Below are 18284 nucleotides of genomic sequence, written 5' to 3'. Positions count from 1 at the left end.
TCTTCGCGTATAGTAAACTAAAAAAAAGCTAGTTTATATAAATATATATAAAAAAAGGTATCTTTGCCTTTTAGCAAAAGAGTTTAAAAATCCTATATGAAGCACATTCGTAATTTCTGTATTATTGCGCATATTGACCATGGCAAAAGTACTTTGGCAGACCGCCTTTTAGAGTATACCAATACCATCAGTCAGCGTGAGGCACAGGCACAATTACTTGATAATATGGATTTGGAACGTGAACGTGGTATTACGATCAAGAGTCACGCCATCCAAATGAATTATAAAAGAGATGGTCAGGAATATATCTTGAACCTGATTGATACCCCGGGACACGTGGATTTTTCTTATGAGGTGTCGCGTTCAATTGCTGCCTGCGAGGGCGCTTTATTGATCGTTGATGCATCTCAAGGTATTCAGGCGCAAACGATTTCAAATTTATATCTAGCGTTGGAGCATGATTTGGAAATCATCCCAATTCTCAACAAAATGGACCTTCCTGGTGCTATGCCGGAAGAAGTCAAAGATCAGATTGTGGATTTGATCGGTGGTGACCGCGATGCGATTATTCCTGCATCTGGTAAAACAGGTCTTGGTGTTCCGGATATTTTGGAAGCTATTGTGGACCGTATTCCACATCCAGTGGGTGATCCTGATGGACCTTTGCAAGCCTTGATTTTTGACTCTGTTTTCAACTCATTCCGTGGTATCATGGCTTACTTTAAAGTTGAAAATGGTGAAATCCGCAAGGGCGACCGCGTGAAATTTGTCGCTACTGGGAAAGAATATTTTGCCGATGAAATTGGTACACTGAAGTTGAATCAAGTACCTAAAGAAGTCATTAAGACCGGTGATGTAGGTTATATTATCTCTGGTATCAAGGAGGCACGGGAGGTGAAAGTAGGGGATACCATTACGCATAAAGATCGTCCTTGTTCTGAGGCTATCCAAGGGTTTGAAGAGGTGAAACCGATGGTCTTTGCGGGTATTTATCCTGTAGATACGGAGGATTACGAGGAGTTGCGTGAATCGATGCACCGTTTGCAGCTAAACGATGCTTCTTTGGTGTTTGAACCAGAGTCGTCGGCAGCCTTGGGTTTCGGTTTCCGTTGTGGTTTCTTGGGTATGCTTCACATGGAGATTATTCAAGAACGCCTAGAGCGCGAGTTTGATATGACGGTGATCACGACAGTTCCCAACGTATCCTATAAGGCCTATATGACCAAAGATAAAGAGGAAGTGATCGTACATAATCCTTCTGATCTACCGGATCCAAGTAAATTGGATTCAATCGAAGAGCCATATATAAAAGCTAATATTATTACGAAATCGGATTTCGTTGGACCAATTATGTCACTTTGTATCCAAAAACGTGGTACGATCATGAACCAGCATTATTTGACTTCAGATCGTGTTGAATTGGTTTTTGAAATGCCAATGGGAGAAATTGTATTTGACTTTTATGATAAGTTGAAAACAATCTCTAAAGGTTACGCTTCATTTGATTACCACCAGATTGGTTATCGCAAGTCAGATTTGGTAAAACTGGATATTCGATTGAACGATGAACCTGTAGATGCCTTGTCATCGTTGATACATCGGAGCAACGCGTATGATTTTGGTAAAAAGATCTGTGAAAAACTAAAAGAACTGTTACCCCGTCAACAATTTGAAATTCGTATCCAGGCGTCAATCGGTGCAAAGATTATTGCCCGGGAGACGATCTCAGCTTTACGTAAAGATGTTACGGCAAAATGTTATGGTGGTGATATCTCCCGGAAGCGTAAGCTTTTGGAAAAACAAAAGAAAGGTAAGAAACGCATGCGTCAGGTTGGGAACGTAGAGATTCCGCAATCTGCATTTATGGCGGTATTGAAATTAGATTAATCAAAATAACACAATAATAAAGGAGCTCTTGAGCTCCTTTTAAATACAATAAAATCTCCTAAACATGAATCTTTTAGATGGTAAACTAGTTTCCGAAAAAATTAAAGAGCAAATTGCGTTAGATGCGGCTGAATTTACGACACAGACTGGCCGTAAGCCTCATCTGGTTGCTATCCTTGTGGGGAATGATGGTGGTAGCGAAACCTATGTAGCTAGCAAAATGCGCAACTGTCAACTGGTCGGCTTTGAATCAACAAACATTCGTTATGATGAAAACATAACAGAGGATGAATTGATCGCTAAGATCAAAGAAATCAATCAGGATGAGTCTATCGATGGTTTGATTGTGCAGTTGCCTTTACCAAAACATATTGATCCGGATAAAGTTACCGAAGCAATTGATTACCGCAAAGATGTGGATGGTTTCCATCCGATCAACCTCGGACGTATGCAACGTAATCTTCCTTGTTTTATTCCAGCTACGCCATATGGTATTATGTTGATGTTGGATTATTATAAGATCGATACAGCAGGCAAGCACGCCGTAGTGGTTGGAAGAAGCAATATCGTCGGATCGCCGATGAGTATCTTACTGGCTCGTAATTCCAATCCAGGTAATTGTACTGTGACATTAACACATAGTCGCACAAAGGACCTTAAAACAGAGGTTTTGCGGGGTGATATCGTTGTTGCGGCAATCGGTAAGAAAAATTTTGTTACAGCAGACATGGTGAAAGATGGGGCAGTAGTAATTGATGTCGGTATTAATAGAGAAACTTCTACAGCAACGAAATCTGGTTTTAAGCTATATGGTGATGTCGATTTTGAAAATGTTGCTCCTAAAGCATCCTGGATTACACCTGTACCGGGCGGAGTTGGGTTAATGACGATCGTCGGTTTGTTGAAAAATACACTGGAAGCTGCAAAAGGAACAATCTATCCGAAGCAATAATTTTGTCTAATTGGCATAGAAGTTGTAAATTGATGTATACGTGCTCTGATGAGCCGTTGAAAACTACACTCATAAATCAATTTATAATGAAAAAAATTGCACTTTTAGCAGTCGTAGCAGGAGCATTGGTCATGTCTTCTTGCAACAATTCGGAGAAAAAAGACACTACAGCGACAGATTCGGCAAAAACAGTCGGTGAGCATGTAGATGCGGCAATCGCAGATTTAAAAAATGCGGAGGAAAATGCCCGTTTGAAAGCAGAGCAGGCGAAAAAGGATTTGGATGAAGCTATCGCAAAAGGCGATAAAGCCGCCGAGGAAAAGGCTCGAGCTGCTTCTGAAGAAGCTAACACTGCCTGGGAAAAAACCAAGGATGCTTTGCGTAATGCTGGAGAAGATGTAAAAGAGGGATTGAAAGACGCAAAAGATGCGACAGTAGATGCGACAAATACAGCTGTTGATAAAACAAAAGACGCTGCAAAAGATGTCGCTGACGGTACGAAGAAAGTTGCAAATGATGTTGCTACCGGAACCAAAGAGGCTGCTAAAGATGTAAAAGATGCTTCCAAAAAAGTAGGTGACGATATTAGTCGGAAAGCTAAAAATGTAGGTGAAGCGTTGAAAAATTAGTTGACGTATTTCATTTGAACGATAGGGAAGGGGAGCACTTTTTTGAGTGCCCCCCTTTTTTATATCACATCTTTACAATATTGACTTAAATAGGTTTATTGGTAATAATCCCATAATAATTTGGAAAGCTTACGGGTAAGCACCTCTGCTTCATTTGTTTTACCCCAGCTTTTGTCTACATTGTTTTTGGTGAAAATACTGAAAACGTAATCTCCTTTCGGCGCATTGACCAAAATGACCTCATTGCGTACGTCATCTAAAGAGCCTGTTTTTGAAGCTGTTTTAACAGTGGACGGGATTTGCGATAGTCCTCTTTCATCATAGAACATGTTGCCCATAAAACGATACATCTGATCGGAAGATTTTGGCGATACAACTTTGCCTTGTCGGATTAGTGTGACCAAGTCGGCCATTTCTTTTGGTGTAGTCTGGCCCCAGCCATATCTTTCCCAATCTGGCTTTCGTCCCTCTGTCTGTGAGTTGACACGTGTGTTGGCCAGTTGAAAATCGCTCATTAATTTATTGATCGCGACACCTCCGCCCGCAAGTTTTTGATTCCAAATGCTGGTTACATTATCACTATAAGATAGCATAAGCGCAACCAAGGTTTTCAGATCAACTTGTGTACTATCTTTAAAAAATTGCATTAGCCCTGAGCCGCCATATCGTTGACTAGCACGGTAGAGCAGTTGCTGATCAAGTTGTAGTTCACCTTTTTCAATTTTATCAAAGATGCCGACTAAAATGGGGATTTTGACAATGCTTGCCGTCGGGAAAATGCTGTCGCCCTGGATGTTGACTTCTTTGTTTTTTTTGAGATGGTGTACATAAATGCCAACATCGCCTTGAAAACCCTGAATCAGCTGTTTAATCTGTGATTCGAGTTTTTTATCGGTAGCGGCTTTTTGACCAAAGGACAGTAATGATAAGAATAGTAACGCAAATGATAGGAATATTTTGTGCATTGTGAAGATATAAAATATGTTAAATTTGGTGGATAATAGTTAATTTTATTGTTTATAGGGCTTAAGTTATGAAATATCCATGATTCGTACGCACAGACATCGATGAAAAATAAAGTGGATATTCTAGCACGAACATTGAAAGACTGATTTTTGACTATGAAATTATTTATGATTTTGATCGGTTGTAAACCGAAAAATAGACGGACAGAACAGCATGACATTTTCTTTGGTATTGGTAATGAGCTCAAGGATATTGTCGATCCCATTAAAGATTTTTGGCCCGAGGCTGACGGTAAAATTCACATTGATGCGTACCGTATTGTCCATAAGATTGGGGAATATGAGATCAAGGTTACTGAAAGGGGGAATGAACAGGCTATTGATTCAGAATTGAAGTTGTTTTTTGTCAATTTAGGTGGCTACAAACCGAATGAATTTGACGAGTTCCATTACAAAGAACTTATTGTAGCATCCAGTTTGGCCAAGGCGACTGAAAAGGCAAAACGCACTGTTTTTTGGAAGCACCACAGTTCGGCACATATCGATGATAAGTACGGTTTGGATGTTGATGATATTTATGAGATAGAAGATCTGCTATTACCTCATGATAAAGAGCTGTATAGTATTCAAATTACGCCAAAGATCGGTCTAGAAGAAGATACCATTGCGAATGGATATTTTAAACTGAGTGCGCTGTAATAAGAATGTGCGATTAGATTTCTTAAACATAAAAAAGGCTTCTTAATAAAGAAGCCTTTTTTATGTTTAACCAATATTTTGTTGGTTCTGATGTTGTTTTCTAATGACACTATGTTTTTTACCGTATACAAAGTAAATTAATAAGCCTAAAGCGAGCCAGACCGCTAAACGCTCCCAGCTTTCAATTGGCAATGAGGCCATCATTAAAATACAGACCAAGATACCCATGATCGGAACGAAAGGAACCAATGGTGTTTTAAACGGGCGCTCCAAATTAGGATCTGTTTTACGTAGTACTAGAATACCTACACATACAAGGGTGAAGGCAAATAGGGTACCAATACTTACCATATGCCCAAGATCAGAAACTGGAACGAAACCTGCGAATATACTTACGAATACCATGAAAATAGCATTTGTTTTCCAAGGAGTCTGTCTTTTGGATAAGTCTGAAAATATCTTTGGAAGCAAACCATCTTTACTCATCGAATAAAATACGCGGCTCTGACCAAGTAACATCACGAGAATAACTGAAGTATATCCTGCAATAATCGTAATAATCAACGCTGTATTTAAGAAATGATAGCCTGTTCGAGCAAAAGCTGTCGCAACTGGTTTAGCATCACCTTTGAACATCGTATAGTTTTCGATACCTGTCATGACGTAAGAGAATAAAACATACAAAAGTGTACAGATTATTAACGAGCCGATGATACCGATTGGCATACCTTTTTTTGGATTTTTTGCTTCTTGAGCAGCTGTACTTACCGCGTCGAAACCGATGAATGCAAAAAAGACAACGCCTGCAGCCCGTAATACTCCACTGATACCAAAGTGACCGAAGTCATCACTTTTTAAAAATGACCAAAAGCTTTGCTGTCCACTTTTCACAAGCTCTTCACCTGCATTTGTAGGGATAAATGGATCGTGGTTAGCAGGATTGATAAAGCTCCATCCCAAGGCAATGAAAATCAATACTACACCAACTTTTAGGATAACCAATATATTGTTTACGCGGGATGATTCCTGTGTGCCGCGCATCAGTAACAGCGATAGTAAACAAACAATAATGATGGCCGGCAGATTGACTACACCACCTTCCCAAGGGCCTTTGAGCAGGGTGTCGGGGAGCTGGATATGAAATATCATCAGGAGCTGATTGAAATACTGAGACCAACTGACGGCAACCGTGGCTCCTGCTAGTGCATATTCTAGGACGAGATCCCAGCCGATTATCCAGGCAACAAATTCACCCATTGTGGCGTAGGAATATGTGTAAGCACTTCCCGCAACAGGGATCATAGAGGCAAATTCGGCATAACAAAGACCTGCGAATCCACAGCCTACTGCTGCGATAATGAAAGATAGGATAACAGCTGGCCCTGCATTTTCAGCAGCGGCAATCCCTGTTAGGGAGAAAAGTCCTGCCCCAATGATAGCCCCGACACCGAGGGCGATAAGGCCCGAGCTGGACAGTGTCCTCTTTAGCGTGTGTTCTCCATTTTCATTTGCTTCAGCAATGAGTTGAGGAATCGATTTTTTAAATAGCATAGGATTAATTCTTTACGATTATTTAGCTTTTCAATTGTTTAATTAATGTCAAATATAAATGATCTCAATGAAAAAAGGGAAGATTGCTCCTCCCTTTTGTAATAAAATCTGAATCAAATGCCTGTTTGGGTACTAATACGCTGCTGTAAAGCGTTTATTGAGGAATTGTTTGTTCTCAATTTCGTCTGCTATTGCTACAGCAAGATCCTCTACTGATAATCTAGAACGACCCTCCTGATCAAATACCGGAGCATCAAGGCCTGTGCGGTATTTTCCGGTACGTGTTCCACCAGCATGGGAATTCATTTCTATAGCAGGACTAAACATGGTCCAGGTAAGTTGATCTTCTTTCCGGATGGTATTCAGATAATCTGCTGCAGCTAATGCCCCAGGTTTAATTTCTTTGGGAAAATCCGGTGAATCGACCAGTCTATTTCCATCAACCAATAAACTTCCTGCACCACCAATAACAATGAAACGATTGATACCGGCATCTTTAACAGCCTGTTGGATGGCCAATGCACCTTTTGTAAAATCTTCATAAAGATTAGGGTTAGTCCATCCGGCATTGAAAGCCGAAACAACAACATCAACACCTTTTAGCGCAGAAACCAATTGATTATTATCATTGATATCTACTTGGAGTTTGGTTACTTTTTCACTCGATGGAATATTTTCGATGTGGCGGGCGATGGCGACTACGTCATAGTTACGGTCTACCAATTCTTTTACGAGATGAGATCCTACGTATCCTGTGGATCCAATTACTGCTACTTTCATGTTTCCTTTAATTAAATGTTTTGCTAAAATCAGCCAGGGTTATCTTTTCCAAACGCTGTACAATATCAGTGTCGACTTCCTGATACAGATCTTGGAGTTTGGAGTTGATATTTTTGCCCACAATACATGCCGGATTGGGATTGTTAAATTTCCCGCCGAAATCGGTTTGCTTGGTGCTGATATAAATATCAGCCAAGGTAATCGTTGGATTCTCGGGATTTATGCGAATACCGCCGCCCTTACCTTCTTTACTTGTCAGTAAAGATGCTGTTTTGAGAGATGCAATTTCTTTGCGAACCACACTTGCATTGACCTGGATGCTTGACGCAATATATTCAGAAGAAAGCCATTGATTTGACTCTTCTAACTGTGCCAGAACCATAATGTGTAATGCTGTTGCGAACCTCAAGTTGTGTAACATCCTCTGCTGATTTTTCTAAATTATAACACAAAGTAACAGAAAAGGTTTTAAACTGAAATAAAAATTATTACAGTTTAAAACCTTCTGACAATCACGTGATAAAAGTGTTTGTTTTTTATTTTTTCTCGTTAAATTTTTTATAGCTATCCATGATATAGACCTTCAGAGTCTCTTGGCTGCTGTTTTGAATAAATTTATAGGAAGGTCTAAACCTTTCCTTAAACAGGGCTAGATCTGAACCATTGAGCGGAGTCAATTCTTTGATCAGATTTTCGGTGAATTTTCGATCAACTGCTCTTTTCTCAAGTTCTGCGACGAGGAGTTTGTGATTTGAACGTGCCTGTTTTCCCTCTTTGCTAAATATACGGCTTGGAGAAATTCGCACTCCGCCGCGGTTTTGACTTGCGTCGGAATACTTTCCTAAAGTCTTCTCGCGCTGGATTTCAGCAGCAAGTCTACTGTCTGTCATCCGTTCTACAACAACTTCATTGAGTTCGATAACATTATTCATTCTGTTCAAATAGATTCTGCGTAAGCTGCTATCATAAATGAAGACAGTATCTTGTTCATATCCCACAGCCTTGATTAACAAGAGGTCGTTAATATTGGCGTCAATTGCAAAGGAGCCATCTCTATTGGTCTGTACTTCAGCCCTGGTTCTTAAATTTTGAATTTGTGCAGCCTCAATTTTCTCACCGCTGACAAGTTCCATAATAATCCCCTTGGTTTTTTCCTGTGCAACAAGATGTCCACTCATTAGTGTAATAAGTAAGCAGCTTAGAATCGTTTGTAAGATTTTCATGTGAATAAATATAGTTATGTATTTTCAATCTATGAATGAACAGGGTATTTGCCGTTTTGTTTACGCCATACGTTCATGATCGTTCTCTAGCCAAAAATAACGAATAGATTTTGAAAATCTGCTAATTTGCTTTCCACGAATTATTGTCTGGGTTTTTGTCCGGCATGACCATGTCAGGATCTAACTGTACAGATTGCAATGACTCTGTGGTGGGTATTTTAAATTGCCATACGTCGTTTCTTTCCCAGATTTCCACGGGTAGTTTTTTTCGAATCTTCTTGCCTGATACGGTTGTAGCTTCAACAATAACTGGCATCGGTAATTTTTCGAGATTTTCCACGGTGACAAGTGCGCCAAATTTTGGCTCATTGTTGACATAGGATACCGATTTTATACCTTGGTCCATTTGCCAGTTGTTGACAAACCACCCGCGCCAGAACCAGTTTAGGTTTTCTCCAGCACCATTTTCAATAGCTTTGAAGAAATCCTCCGGTGTAGGGTGTTTGTAAGCCCATTCTTGGATATACTTTTTAAAGGCGTAATCGAAGCGCTCAGGACCGATGATTTCGTTTCGCAATAATTTCAGTCCATAAGCTGGCTTATAGTAGACCAAAGCACCAATATTACGTTCTTTCATGTTTTGCGGGGTACTCATGATCGGTTCAAGATTACGGGCAGTAAAGATGTACGATCTGCTCGCCTGATTACGGTAATATTCGCCATTGTTGAATTCCTTTGTTGCGAGTTCGTTAATAAATGTATTGAACCCTTCATCCATCCATCCATGTTCACGTTCGTTGGATGCGACAATCATTGGGAACCAATTGTGACCAAACTCGTGGTTGGTAACACCCCAAAGTGAGCCTGCTTTGGCCTGATTGCCACAGAACGACAAGGCTGGATATTCCATTCCACCAACATTGGAGGCTACATTGACAGCTACAGGGTAAGGATACTCAAACCAGCTTTTTGAATAGATTTCAATTGCAGCTTTCGTGTATTCTGTCGAGCGTTCCCAGGCATTGTTACTGTTACTTTCAATTGGATAGGCTGACAACGCGAGGGATTTTTTTCCACTCGGTAGATTGATCTTCGCACCATCTAAAATAAATGCCGTAGAGGACGCCCAGGCAATGTCTTGTGCATTATTAAGTTGATATTTCCAGGTTAAGGTTTTCTTGTCAGGCCTGGAGTTTTTTGCGTTAACTTCTTCGGCGGAGCGGATGATCACGGTTTCGTCGCTGCGTTGTGCCTGTTGGTATCGCTTGAGTTGCTCAGCTGTAAATACTTCCTGTGGGTTTAATAATTCGCCACCCAATACAACCATGTGGTTTGCCGGAGTAGTGATCTCAACCTGGTAATTTCCGAATTCACGATAGAACTCTCCCGGTCCTGTATAAGGAAGGGTATTCCAACCTCTAATGTCGTCATAGACACACAGTCTTGGGAACCATTGTGCAATGGCATAGATTTTTCCGTTTTTTGTGTCAAGTATACCTGTACGGTCCGCACCATATTTAGGAACGGTGTATTGGTATTTAATTTTAAAAGTTATTTTTCCGCCCTTGCTCTTTAATGCCGCAGGAAGTCGAAGTTGCATACGGGTATCGTCAATAATATATTCGATGGCATTTCCGTTTACATCCGTAACAGATTGTATCTGATATCCACCATCAAAAGTTGAGTTACCATCACCGTAACGGCTGTTGGTCAAGGGGGAGATCAATTGACCACGGCCATGTTGTGAAAACATATTTTGATCTAATTGTAACCACAGATAGTTCATATTGTCTGGACTATTGTTGCTATAGGTAATCTCGACAGATCCTGTAATTTGATCATTTTGATCGTTCAGGGAAGCCTGAATTTTATAGTCGGCTGCATTTTGCCAGTAGGCAGGGCCCGGTTTTCCGGCTGCAGAACGATATTCATTGCCATTATTTTTAAAAAACAAGGGTGCAAAGGCCTCTGTATAGCTGTAATTGGATGTTTTCTCCTGTGCAAAGGCCGGATAAGCATAGCTCAACGCAACAAGGCTTAAAGAAGCCAGTGCAATTCTTTTCATCATACGTCTACTTAAATTATGTTTATTTGCTCCAATATACAATGAAAAGTACGTTGAGCCAAAAAAAACGCAAACGACGTTTCATAATATAAGGGATAGAAAGGGATCTTAAAGGTTTATTTAAGATAATTGGAGGCTTTTTAGAACCTCCATTCCGGGAAGCTTTGTGGAACTATTTTAAATTTGTTACGTACTCTGCTTCATTAAAACCGAGTAATATACCTTTGTTGTATTCAATAACAGGACGTTTAATCATACTTGTATTTTCCTGAAGTACTTTATTGGCACTATCACTATCAATGACTTGCTCTTGAGTTTCTGGAGATAACTTTTTCCAAGTGGTTCCCTTTTTATTCACTAGCGCCTGCCAGTCTACCTGTGTTTCCCATTCTTTTAATTTATCTACACTGACGCCTTCTTTTTTGAAGTCATGAAATTGAAAGGGAACATTATTGTCTTCCAACCATGTAAGTGCTTTTTTTACTGTGTTACAATTTTTGATACCGTATACCTGTAGCATAATAGTGACAATTTGGTGAATCCAAATTTAATCAATCCCGATTCAATTTTTAAAATAATTCATATTTCTATGGTGTCTTATCTGTGGTTGAAGGATAATTGTGAATATTTTGTTGGCAATGCCATTGAAAAAAGGAGCAACCGGAAAGTTCTTATGCAATTGAACAATCAAGGTTTTATGATTCGTTAAGATTCTACATACCACGGGAAATGATAGTGTATTTAGTACACTATAAAAATTAGGAAGTAATAATAATTTTTAATAATTTAGTAGCTTCAAGTTTAATGAAAGATTAAAATAAATCAATAACAGAAATATGAGCCTAAAAGATTTTAAAGGTGTATTGACAGGAGATCAAGTACAAGAGTTGTTTGAGGTTGCGAAGAAACATAAGTTTGCTTTGCCTGCGGTAAACATTATCGGAACAAACTCTATCAATGCGGTTATGGAAACTGCGAAAGCAGTAAATTCTCCTGTAATTATTCAATTGTCAAATGGTGGAGCGCAATTCTACGCTGGTAAAACCTTAAACAACGATAATTTACAAGCTTGCGTATTGGGAGCGGTATCTGCAGCACAACATGTTCATTTATTAGCTGAGCATTATGGTGTAGCAGTTATTCTGCATACAGATCACGCAGCTAAGAAACTTTTACCTTGGATCGACGGTTTGTTGGACGCTGGCGAGAAATTCTTTGCGCAACACGGAAAACCATTGTTCTCTTCTCACATGTTGGATTTATCGGAAGAGCCAATTGAAGAAAATATTGAAATTTCAGCTAAATACTTAGCGCGTATGAAACCACTTGGTATGACTGTGGAGATCGAGCTGGGTGTGACAGGTGGTGAAGAAGACGGTGTTGACAACTCGGATGTAGATAGTTCAAAACTGTATACCCAACCGGAAGAGGTTGCGTATGCTTTTGAAGAATTGTCTAAAGTATCTGACAAATTTACAGTGGCAGCTGCATTTGGTAATGTTCATGGTGTTTACAAACCAGGTAATGTGAAATTGCAACCAGTTATATTACATAATTCACAAGAATATATTCGTGAGAAATATAATCTTACTGCTGAGAAGCCTGTAAACTTCGTATTCCACGGTGGTTCTGGTTCTTCTCCTGAAGAAATTGCAGAGGCGATTTCATACGGTGCGATCAAAATGAACATTGATACGGATATGCAATGGGCATTCTGGGATGGTGTAAGAGCTTATGAAGCGAAAAACCATGATTATTTGCAAGGTCAGATCGGTAACCCAGAAGGAACTGATTCTCCAAATAAAAAATATTACGATCCACGCGTTTGGTTACGTAAAGGTGAAGAAACTTTTGTTGCTCGTCTGAAAGAAGCGTTCGCTGATTTGAATGCAGTAGACGTTAATAGCAAACTATAAGCATAGGTTGAAAAAATAGATCATAAAGGCGCCCTTATATAGGGCGCCTTTTTTATGTCAAAATAGGTTAAAAATGTTGTTCTTAATAGGAATTGGCTTATTTTTTGACGAACAACAATAAAAAGTCAAGTAAATATGAAATTTTTAGGAGTCAGTGTAATTCTTTTATTAATTGCCCAAATGGGGTTTGGGCAGGTGAAGCAAAATGTTGGCGATTTTTCTTCGGTTGTAGCGACGGACAAGATTCAGGTGGAGTTGATTAAATCCGACGAGTCCTTGGTGACGTTTGAAGGACAGAACCATGAAAATGTTAAGGTCGTCAACACAAATGGATCCTTGGTTTTGAAAATGAATACCTTGAATATGCTGCAAGGGGGGAATATCTCTGTGAAGGTATATTACAAGAGTTTGAACAATGTGGAAGCAAAAAAAGGAGCCAAGGTATTTGCAACGACAAATAATCCAGTTGCTGCTGACCACTTAAAAGTATATGCTTCAGAAGGTGGTCTGGTCGATCTTTATACAGCGGTAAAAACAGCTGAAATTAAAGTGACCTCAGGGGCTACAATCGCTTTATATGGAAAGGCAAATAAACAGGAGATCATTTCAAACTTTGGCGGCAAATATGAAGGAAAAGATTTTAAGACAGCCACAACGGTAGTTACTGTCAATGGCGGAGGAAAAGCGGATGTTTTTGCCACTGATTCGATCGAAACAAAAACACGTGGTGGTGGTGTCATTGATGTCTATGGAAAACCGGAACAACGTGTAGAAAAGAAAATGGCTGGCGGAACAGTCAACTTTAAATAAGTAAACTGTCTTGGATTTGTCAATTTTAGTGCGAGTTTATTTTAGTTGATTTTATAGAAAAGAGTGGAAATTTGAGGTAATAGATGAAATAAAAAGGGTTTAGCTTGATTGGGGTGATGATTGTTGTTTAACCTTTTTATTAAAAAGGTCAGTTATTTTGTTTTTCTCATCAGAAACCTTCTTCATTTGTGCTTAAAATACTTATTTTTGTGAGGGAATAATAAAAATAGTATTATGGCAAAGCGTAATTATGTTTCAAATTCTACGGAATCTACGCGCATGTTCAAGAATGACTTTTTAGAGTCTTTGACGAAAGTGCATTGGAGTGTACCTTTGATTTTCTATGTACCCGTGGTTGTTTTCTTTTCGTATAAAGCTCTAGTTTGGGGAGAGATTTCTTTTTTAACATACAGTGGGTATTTTATTTTTGGTTTAGCTTTCTGGACTGCTTTTGAATATGCATTACATCGTTGGGTGTTTCATTTTCATCCGACATCGGAATGGGGAAAGCGAATCGCTTTTATTTTCCATGGTGTGCATCATGATTATCCAAGAGACCGTATGCGTTTGGTGATGCCGTTGTCAGCGAGTATTCCACTAGCTCTTTTGGTGTATCTTGGCTTTACATTGTTTTTTTCGAATGAGTTTATCTTAGCCTGTTTTTTCTCAGGTTTTATGGTGGGGTATTTGATCTATGACGAATGTCATTATGCAATGCACCATGCTAATTTTAAAAGCGGTATTTTCAAACGGATCAAGCAGCACCATATGTTGCACCATTATTCTGATCCAGAAAAAGGTTTTGGAGTGAGTTCTTCCTTATGGGATGAAATTTTACGCTCAGGTTTCGAAGAAAAGGAACCCAAAAAAGATTCTACTTCCTTAAAGGAAGAAAAAGCATAAATTGAATCACATCAACTAAAAAAGCCCTTGGAAACTCCAGGGCTTTTTTTATGGATTAATTTTTCTTTTTATTTGACAATGTCAAGTGGGCCTTGTAGGCTAACTTTAGATCAATGGCTTCTTGTCGGGGTTGGCGTGCAGGTATTCCAGTTTGAACTGAAACATTTGGGCCATTTTCTGCGCACGCCATTTGGCTTCTTCTGCCTTTTGTCCACTGTATAGGCGATCTACTGTTGCTTCGAATAATTTGAGCCATTGACCAAAATGTTGCGCATCAATGGGTAAGTTGATATGGGGTGGAAAGGGGCTGCCAAAATAGCTATGTTCATCCAGTAGGATAGTCTGCCAGAAACTATACATCTTCTCAAGATGGATCGCCCAATTGTCTCGGATTCGTTCTTTAAAAATAGGTCCGAGCAAAGTATCGTTACGTATCGTCGTATAAAATTGATCTACTAATACTTTAATGTCATCGAGTGTTTGGATATCTTGTTTCATCGGCGTATGATCTAAGCTCATGAATAAAGACCTGTAGCTGGATCAAAAGCTTCTTCATGATGTTTATCTGGATTAAATGTAGTGACATTTAGGGAGAATCGCATCACTTGGATGTAAAGATGTCTCGTTGAAATATTGTAATTCTCTTTTATTGTCAGTAAATTGACTCAATACTAAGGGAAAAACATATGGGAAAATACGTTCTTTTAATCCTATTATCGATGGGATTTTATGCTGTCGAGGCGCAGGTTACAACAATTTCGATCAATAAGGAAAATTTTCAATCTTCTGGTTTTCCATTTAAGGGGAAGCGTGTGTTACAAGTGGAACGCATTCAAACTCCAAAAGAAGACAATTATATTGTATTTTCAAAAGAGGAACGGGGTGCCGATCCCGATAAGCTTTATGTACAACAATTTCAGCAGATCGATGGAATGTGGCAGCTTGTGGCTGATGAATTGATATCCGAAGAGGGGATCGTTACGTCGGTTTGGGAATCTCGGAAGGCATTTTTTGATGCGGATAAGGATGGTAAATTGGATGCATTATTTATCTATTCAAGGCATCCAAAAGATGATCTCCAAAAGCAGCTTAGCTGTATAGGACTTGTTCTTTACAAGAACAAGTTTTACCGTCTTCGTGCGGAGGAAACAGATGGTTATAGTCAAACAACGTTTTCAGAAAATTATGCATCCCTACCGGTTGAGGTAAAGGAAAATGTGGAGCGTTATTGGAATAATCTGGATAAAAGATAATTTTCGGTACGGGTTTGGAATCTACCGAAAGATCGATCATACGACCTTTCGGTAAACTTGTTCTAGTCAATTTAATGAAGATACACTCTTCGGTGTTTTCGTGATGTTAATCGATTTTATCCAATAAAATTTGACTCAATCCGTTGCTTCAATATGCTGGCGGGATATTGTTCATTACATAGTAATATTATTGGAGCGCAGCGAGCAATTGCTTTTCTTCCTCGATTTGCGTTTTACTGATCACATAACGTGCAATATGCTGGCCCTTCAATTGATCTATCGTCTGAATAACATCTTTTGTGCGCGCTTCTTTGCTAGGCTTAATCAATACAATCATGTCCTTTGTATCGGGCATAGAGCTTATCTTAGCTTTTAACTGTGTAATAACGCCTGAGAGCCCTTTCTCGATATCTACCGGTACTTTTGAAGAGCTGATCGGTTTTTTGAAATCTCCATGATACCACATGAATTTTCCTTCGCCTAAGATAAGAGTCGCGGTGCGGTTTTCATCAATAAGAACCGAACTTTCTACATCTGATTTACTTTTGTCTGGCATAGCGATATCCATTGCAGATGGTTTATTTAATGTTGTGGTCAACATAAAGAATGTAATGAGAAGAAATGCGAGGTCTACCATGGCTGTTAAATCTACTTTAGGAGCCATTTTTTTGCTTCTTATTTTTTTCTTTCCCGTTTCTTGCGTTTTTTGGTTTAATTCTGCCATGATCGTTATCTTTAGGTTAACACGTTGTTGTTACTCTTTATTATGATGTCAGAGAAGAACGGATTCCACAGTATTTTTTTTAAAAACTGGGGTTTTTCTCAAGTACTTTCTGTTTTTTTTTTTTCTTAATTGTTGATAATCACTTTTTTTATGCTATGTTTTAGTTTGTTCGTTGTTGATCCGATTTGACCAATTCTCTTGTCATTTTGTCCTTTCAATCGATTTAGGGCGCTTGCTGGGCTTTCGAAGTTTTTCTAGTGGTGTGCAAAAAAGCCCTTCAATGCTGAAAGGCTTTTCTTGCGGAGTGGTGGTAAGTTACTTAGCAACCGCCTTGATTAGGGATACGTTTATAAATTATTTTGTTATCTCTTTGTACATAGTCGCCCGCTATTATTGGATACGAATACTTAGGTGCGTACATGACACTACGACCTCTTATCGTTATTTTGTCGTTTACTTTCAGACTTTTCAATTGTTGAAATTCATTAGAATTTTCCAGACCAAAACTTAGAATATAGTCTTCACGATTAATCCTAACCATTACTCCGAAACCTAACTGTGCACCTAATGGAAGGTAAAGAGAAGTTACAACCGCCTCTATGTCGGTAGAATTCTTTATTTGATTCTTTATTTTCGCAGCATTGTCAAGTACTTTTATACCTTCGGAAGATTCTTTCCATTTTTTGAATTTTATACCATTGGGGCTCGCTTCCCATTTATTCCTTTCGGTGGTCGTTTCAGTGAGAGTGCGTGAATTCGGGGCCGTTTTTTTAAAAGTTTCATTTTTGATTTCGCGATTAGCAAAGGCCAAGCCACTTCCTATAGCGAGCGGTAAAACCAATACGTAGATAATTTTTTTCATATTTTTAAAAGTTTAATGAACATTAGATTTATCCCAGTAAATTAGATCCGTTCAAACTTTTTTTCTCGTATCTGTTTTAGAGTGATGTAACAAAATTACTTTGATGATACTTATATAGAGGGATTTAGATTGTAAATAGTGATGTAATCTTTGTAAATAAATTGTAAATCGTATGTCTGAAAGCCGAAATATTTTCTCAGGGAACCGCAAGTACTTGTATGGCGGCATAATACTCTTGTTTATTGCGATGGCCTTTGTTGCTTTTGATATGACTGGCACAGACGATTTTGATAGCGCTAGGAGGGAAGTTTTGCTTAGGAGGATAGGGGATGAACTGCTTACGCAGTCTGGAGACAGTAGATCAAGGGTACTTCCGGTAGAAAAGATTCAAGAAAATGAATATCAGATCAGGTTTGAGAATGAAATCACCTTTACACCAGACTCACTGGTGAGTGCTATTCAGCGCCTGTTGATCAATGATCCTCATGCCCGTGATTATGTCGTTAATGTACTCAACTGTGGCAATTCGAGTGTAGCTTATGGATATGCTATTTCCCATAATAAAAAAGATGATATTATTGCTTGTAGAGGTAGAGTGCAACCTAAAGGATGTTACATGATCAATATTAAATTTAAACCGAGCGGGATAAATACAGCAGCGAATAGCTATTTTCTTGGTATCCTGTTGTTTTTAGCATTTGCTGGATTCTTTTTTTTGAAATCGGATCGGAGGCGAAGCAATGTGTTAGACGATCAAAATAACAGTATTTTAACCTTTGGGGCCGTTTTGTTTAATCCGCAGGAGCGAGAAATGGTCATTAATGAAAACACCATAGATCTCACTGGAACGGAAGCTCGTCTGTTACATATTTTCGCCTTGTCTCCTAACCAGACGATAGCGCGAACACGGCTGCAAAAGGAGATTTGGGAAGATGAGGGAATTATTGTTGGGCGCAGTTTAGATATGTTTATATCAAAACTTAGGAAAAAATTGGAGTTTGATCCGAATATCAAAATTACGGTTATACGTGGTAAAGGATATAAACTTGAGGTAAGTTCTTAAGA

General features: G+C 39.0%; 19 protein-coding genes. 9 read left to right on the top strand and 10 right to left on the bottom strand.

The annotated features are described in order from the left end of the window. Positions 1 to 96: 96 nt before the first annotated feature. From lepA to ACLCDV_RS21465, 3 genes are all read left to right on the top strand, one after another. On the top strand, positions 97 to 1887 hold the full coding sequence (gene lepA, locus ACLCDV_RS21475) for a translation elongation factor 4 (RefSeq protein ID WP_046672392.1): 1791 nt from the start codon (positions 97 to 99) through the stop codon (positions 1885 to 1887). A 64-nt stretch (positions 1888 to 1951) separates the two neighbouring features. Beyond that, the gene (locus ACLCDV_RS21470; RefSeq protein WP_411972201.1) at positions 1952 to 2839 is read left to right on the top strand and encodes a bifunctional 5,10-methylenetetrahydrofolate dehydrogenase/5,10-methenyltetrahydrofolate cyclohydrolase; all 888 of its coding nucleotides are present in this window, start codon (positions 1952 to 1954) and stop codon (positions 2837 to 2839) included. An 86-nt stretch (positions 2840 to 2925) separates the two neighbouring features. After that, positions 2926 to 3468, top strand: a complete 543-nt coding sequence (locus tag ACLCDV_RS21465) for a hypothetical protein (RefSeq protein WP_115046770.1) — start codon at positions 2926 to 2928, stop codon at positions 3466 to 3468. A 95-nt stretch (positions 3469 to 3563) separates the two neighbouring features. Here ACLCDV_RS21465 and ACLCDV_RS21460 read toward each other — a convergent pair whose 3' ends face one another. Then, positions 3564 to 4433 (bottom strand): serine hydrolase, encoded by an 870-nt coding sequence (locus tag ACLCDV_RS21460; protein WP_411972200.1) that lies wholly within the window; start codon positions 4431 to 4433, stop codon positions 3564 to 3566. Between the two features lie 156 nt (positions 4434 to 4589). On the opposite strand from ACLCDV_RS21460, the gene ACLCDV_RS21455 reads away from it, so the two are divergent. Next, positions 4590 to 5132 (top strand): DUF1543 domain-containing protein, encoded by a 543-nt coding sequence (locus ACLCDV_RS21455; protein WP_411972199.1) that lies wholly within the window; start codon positions 4590 to 4592, stop codon positions 5130 to 5132. 66 nt (positions 5133 to 5198) lie between these two features. Here the strand turns inward: ACLCDV_RS21455 and ACLCDV_RS21450 are convergent, their stop codons facing one another. The 6 genes from ACLCDV_RS21450 to ACLCDV_RS21425 all read right to left on the bottom strand — a co-directional run bounded on the left by ACLCDV_RS21450 (position 5199) and on the right by ACLCDV_RS21425 (position 11271). Further along, positions 5199 to 6683, bottom strand: a complete 1485-nt coding sequence (locus tag ACLCDV_RS21450) for an amino acid permease (protein WP_317669684.1) — start codon at positions 6681 to 6683, stop codon at positions 5199 to 5201. Between the two features lie 132 nt (positions 6684 to 6815). Continuing rightward, positions 6816 to 7463, bottom strand: coding sequence for an NAD(P)-dependent oxidoreductase (locus ACLCDV_RS21445; protein ID WP_411972198.1), 648 nt, complete (start codon positions 7461 to 7463; stop codon positions 6816 to 6818). Between the two features lie 7 nt (positions 7464 to 7470). Further along, positions 7471 to 7884, bottom strand: coding sequence for an Rrf2 family transcriptional regulator (locus ACLCDV_RS21440; protein WP_201638667.1), 414 nt, complete (start codon positions 7882 to 7884; stop codon positions 7471 to 7473). A gap of 115 nt (positions 7885 to 7999) precedes the next feature. Further along, entirely contained in the window at positions 8000 to 8686 is a 687-nt protein-coding gene (locus ACLCDV_RS21435; RefSeq protein ID WP_411972197.1) for a carboxypeptidase-like regulatory domain-containing protein, read from the bottom strand. 121 nt (positions 8687 to 8807) lie between these two features. Next, the gene (locus ACLCDV_RS21430) at positions 8808 to 10754 is read right to left on the bottom strand and encodes a M1 family metallopeptidase (protein WP_317669686.1); all 1947 of its coding nucleotides are present in this window, start codon (positions 10752 to 10754) and stop codon (positions 8808 to 8810) included. Between the two features lie 169 nt (positions 10755 to 10923). Further along, entirely contained in the window at positions 10924 to 11271 is a 348-nt protein-coding gene (locus ACLCDV_RS21425) for an ArsC family reductase (RefSeq protein WP_153846852.1), read from the bottom strand. Positions 11272 to 11587: 316 nt separating this feature from the next. Here ACLCDV_RS21425 and fbaA point away from each other — a divergent pair, with 316 nt between their 5' ends. The 3 genes from fbaA to ACLCDV_RS21410 all read left to right on the top strand — a co-directional run bounded on the left by fbaA (position 11588) and on the right by ACLCDV_RS21410 (position 14380). Beyond that, positions 11588 to 12667, top strand: coding sequence for a class II fructose-bisphosphate aldolase (gene fbaA, locus ACLCDV_RS21420; RefSeq protein ID WP_153846853.1), 1080 nt, complete (start codon positions 11588 to 11590; stop codon positions 12665 to 12667). Between the two features lie 135 nt (positions 12668 to 12802). Further along, on the top strand, positions 12803 to 13477 hold the full coding sequence (locus ACLCDV_RS21415) for a head GIN domain-containing protein (protein WP_313187430.1): 675 nt from the start codon (positions 12803 to 12805) through the stop codon (positions 13475 to 13477). Positions 13478 to 13711: 234 nt separating this feature from the next. Beyond that, positions 13712 to 14380, top strand: a complete 669-nt coding sequence (locus ACLCDV_RS21410) for a sterol desaturase family protein (protein WP_317669688.1) — start codon at positions 13712 to 13714, stop codon at positions 14378 to 14380. 105 nt (positions 14381 to 14485) lie between these two features. Here the strand turns inward: ACLCDV_RS21410 and ACLCDV_RS21405 are convergent, their stop codons facing one another. Continuing rightward, a complete protein-coding gene (locus tag ACLCDV_RS21405; RefSeq protein WP_411972196.1) occupies positions 14486 to 14878 on the bottom strand; it encodes a group III truncated hemoglobin in 393 nt (130 codons plus the stop codon). Between the two features lie 188 nt (positions 14879 to 15066). On the opposite strand from ACLCDV_RS21405, the gene ACLCDV_RS21400 reads away from it, so the two are divergent. Beyond that, positions 15067 to 15633 carry a hypothetical protein gene (locus ACLCDV_RS21400; RefSeq protein ID WP_317669690.1) on the top strand — a complete coding sequence of 189 codons (567 nt, stop codon included), beginning with the start codon at positions 15067 to 15069 and terminating at the stop codon, positions 15631 to 15633. 187 nt (positions 15634 to 15820) lie between these two features. Here the strand turns inward: ACLCDV_RS21400 and ACLCDV_RS21395 are convergent, their stop codons facing one another. Together ACLCDV_RS21395 and ACLCDV_RS21390 are read right to left on the bottom strand one after the other, a co-directional pair. Continuing rightward, the gene (locus tag ACLCDV_RS21395; RefSeq protein ID WP_411972195.1) at positions 15821 to 16357 is read right to left on the bottom strand and encodes an ExbD/TolR family protein; all 537 of its coding nucleotides are present in this window, start codon (positions 16355 to 16357) and stop codon (positions 15821 to 15823) included. A gap of 319 nt (positions 16358 to 16676) precedes the next feature. Next, positions 16677 to 17219, bottom strand: a complete 543-nt coding sequence (locus ACLCDV_RS21390) for a hypothetical protein (RefSeq protein WP_411972194.1) — start codon at positions 17217 to 17219, stop codon at positions 16677 to 16679. A gap of 172 nt (positions 17220 to 17391) precedes the next feature. Between ACLCDV_RS21390 and ACLCDV_RS21385 the strand changes: the two genes are divergently transcribed. Then, on the top strand, positions 17392 to 18282 hold the full coding sequence (locus tag ACLCDV_RS21385; protein ID WP_343569077.1) for a response regulator transcription factor: 891 nt from the start codon (positions 17392 to 17394) through the stop codon (positions 18280 to 18282). Positions 18283 to 18284: the final 2 nt, after the last annotated feature.

It is taken from the genome of Sphingobacterium sp. Lzh-3 (genome assembly GCF_046764375.1).
Taxonomy (GTDB): domain Bacteria; phylum Bacteroidota; class Bacteroidia; order Sphingobacteriales; family Sphingobacteriaceae; genus Sphingobacterium.
This window is presented reverse-complemented; position numbering and strand designations above follow the sequence as displayed.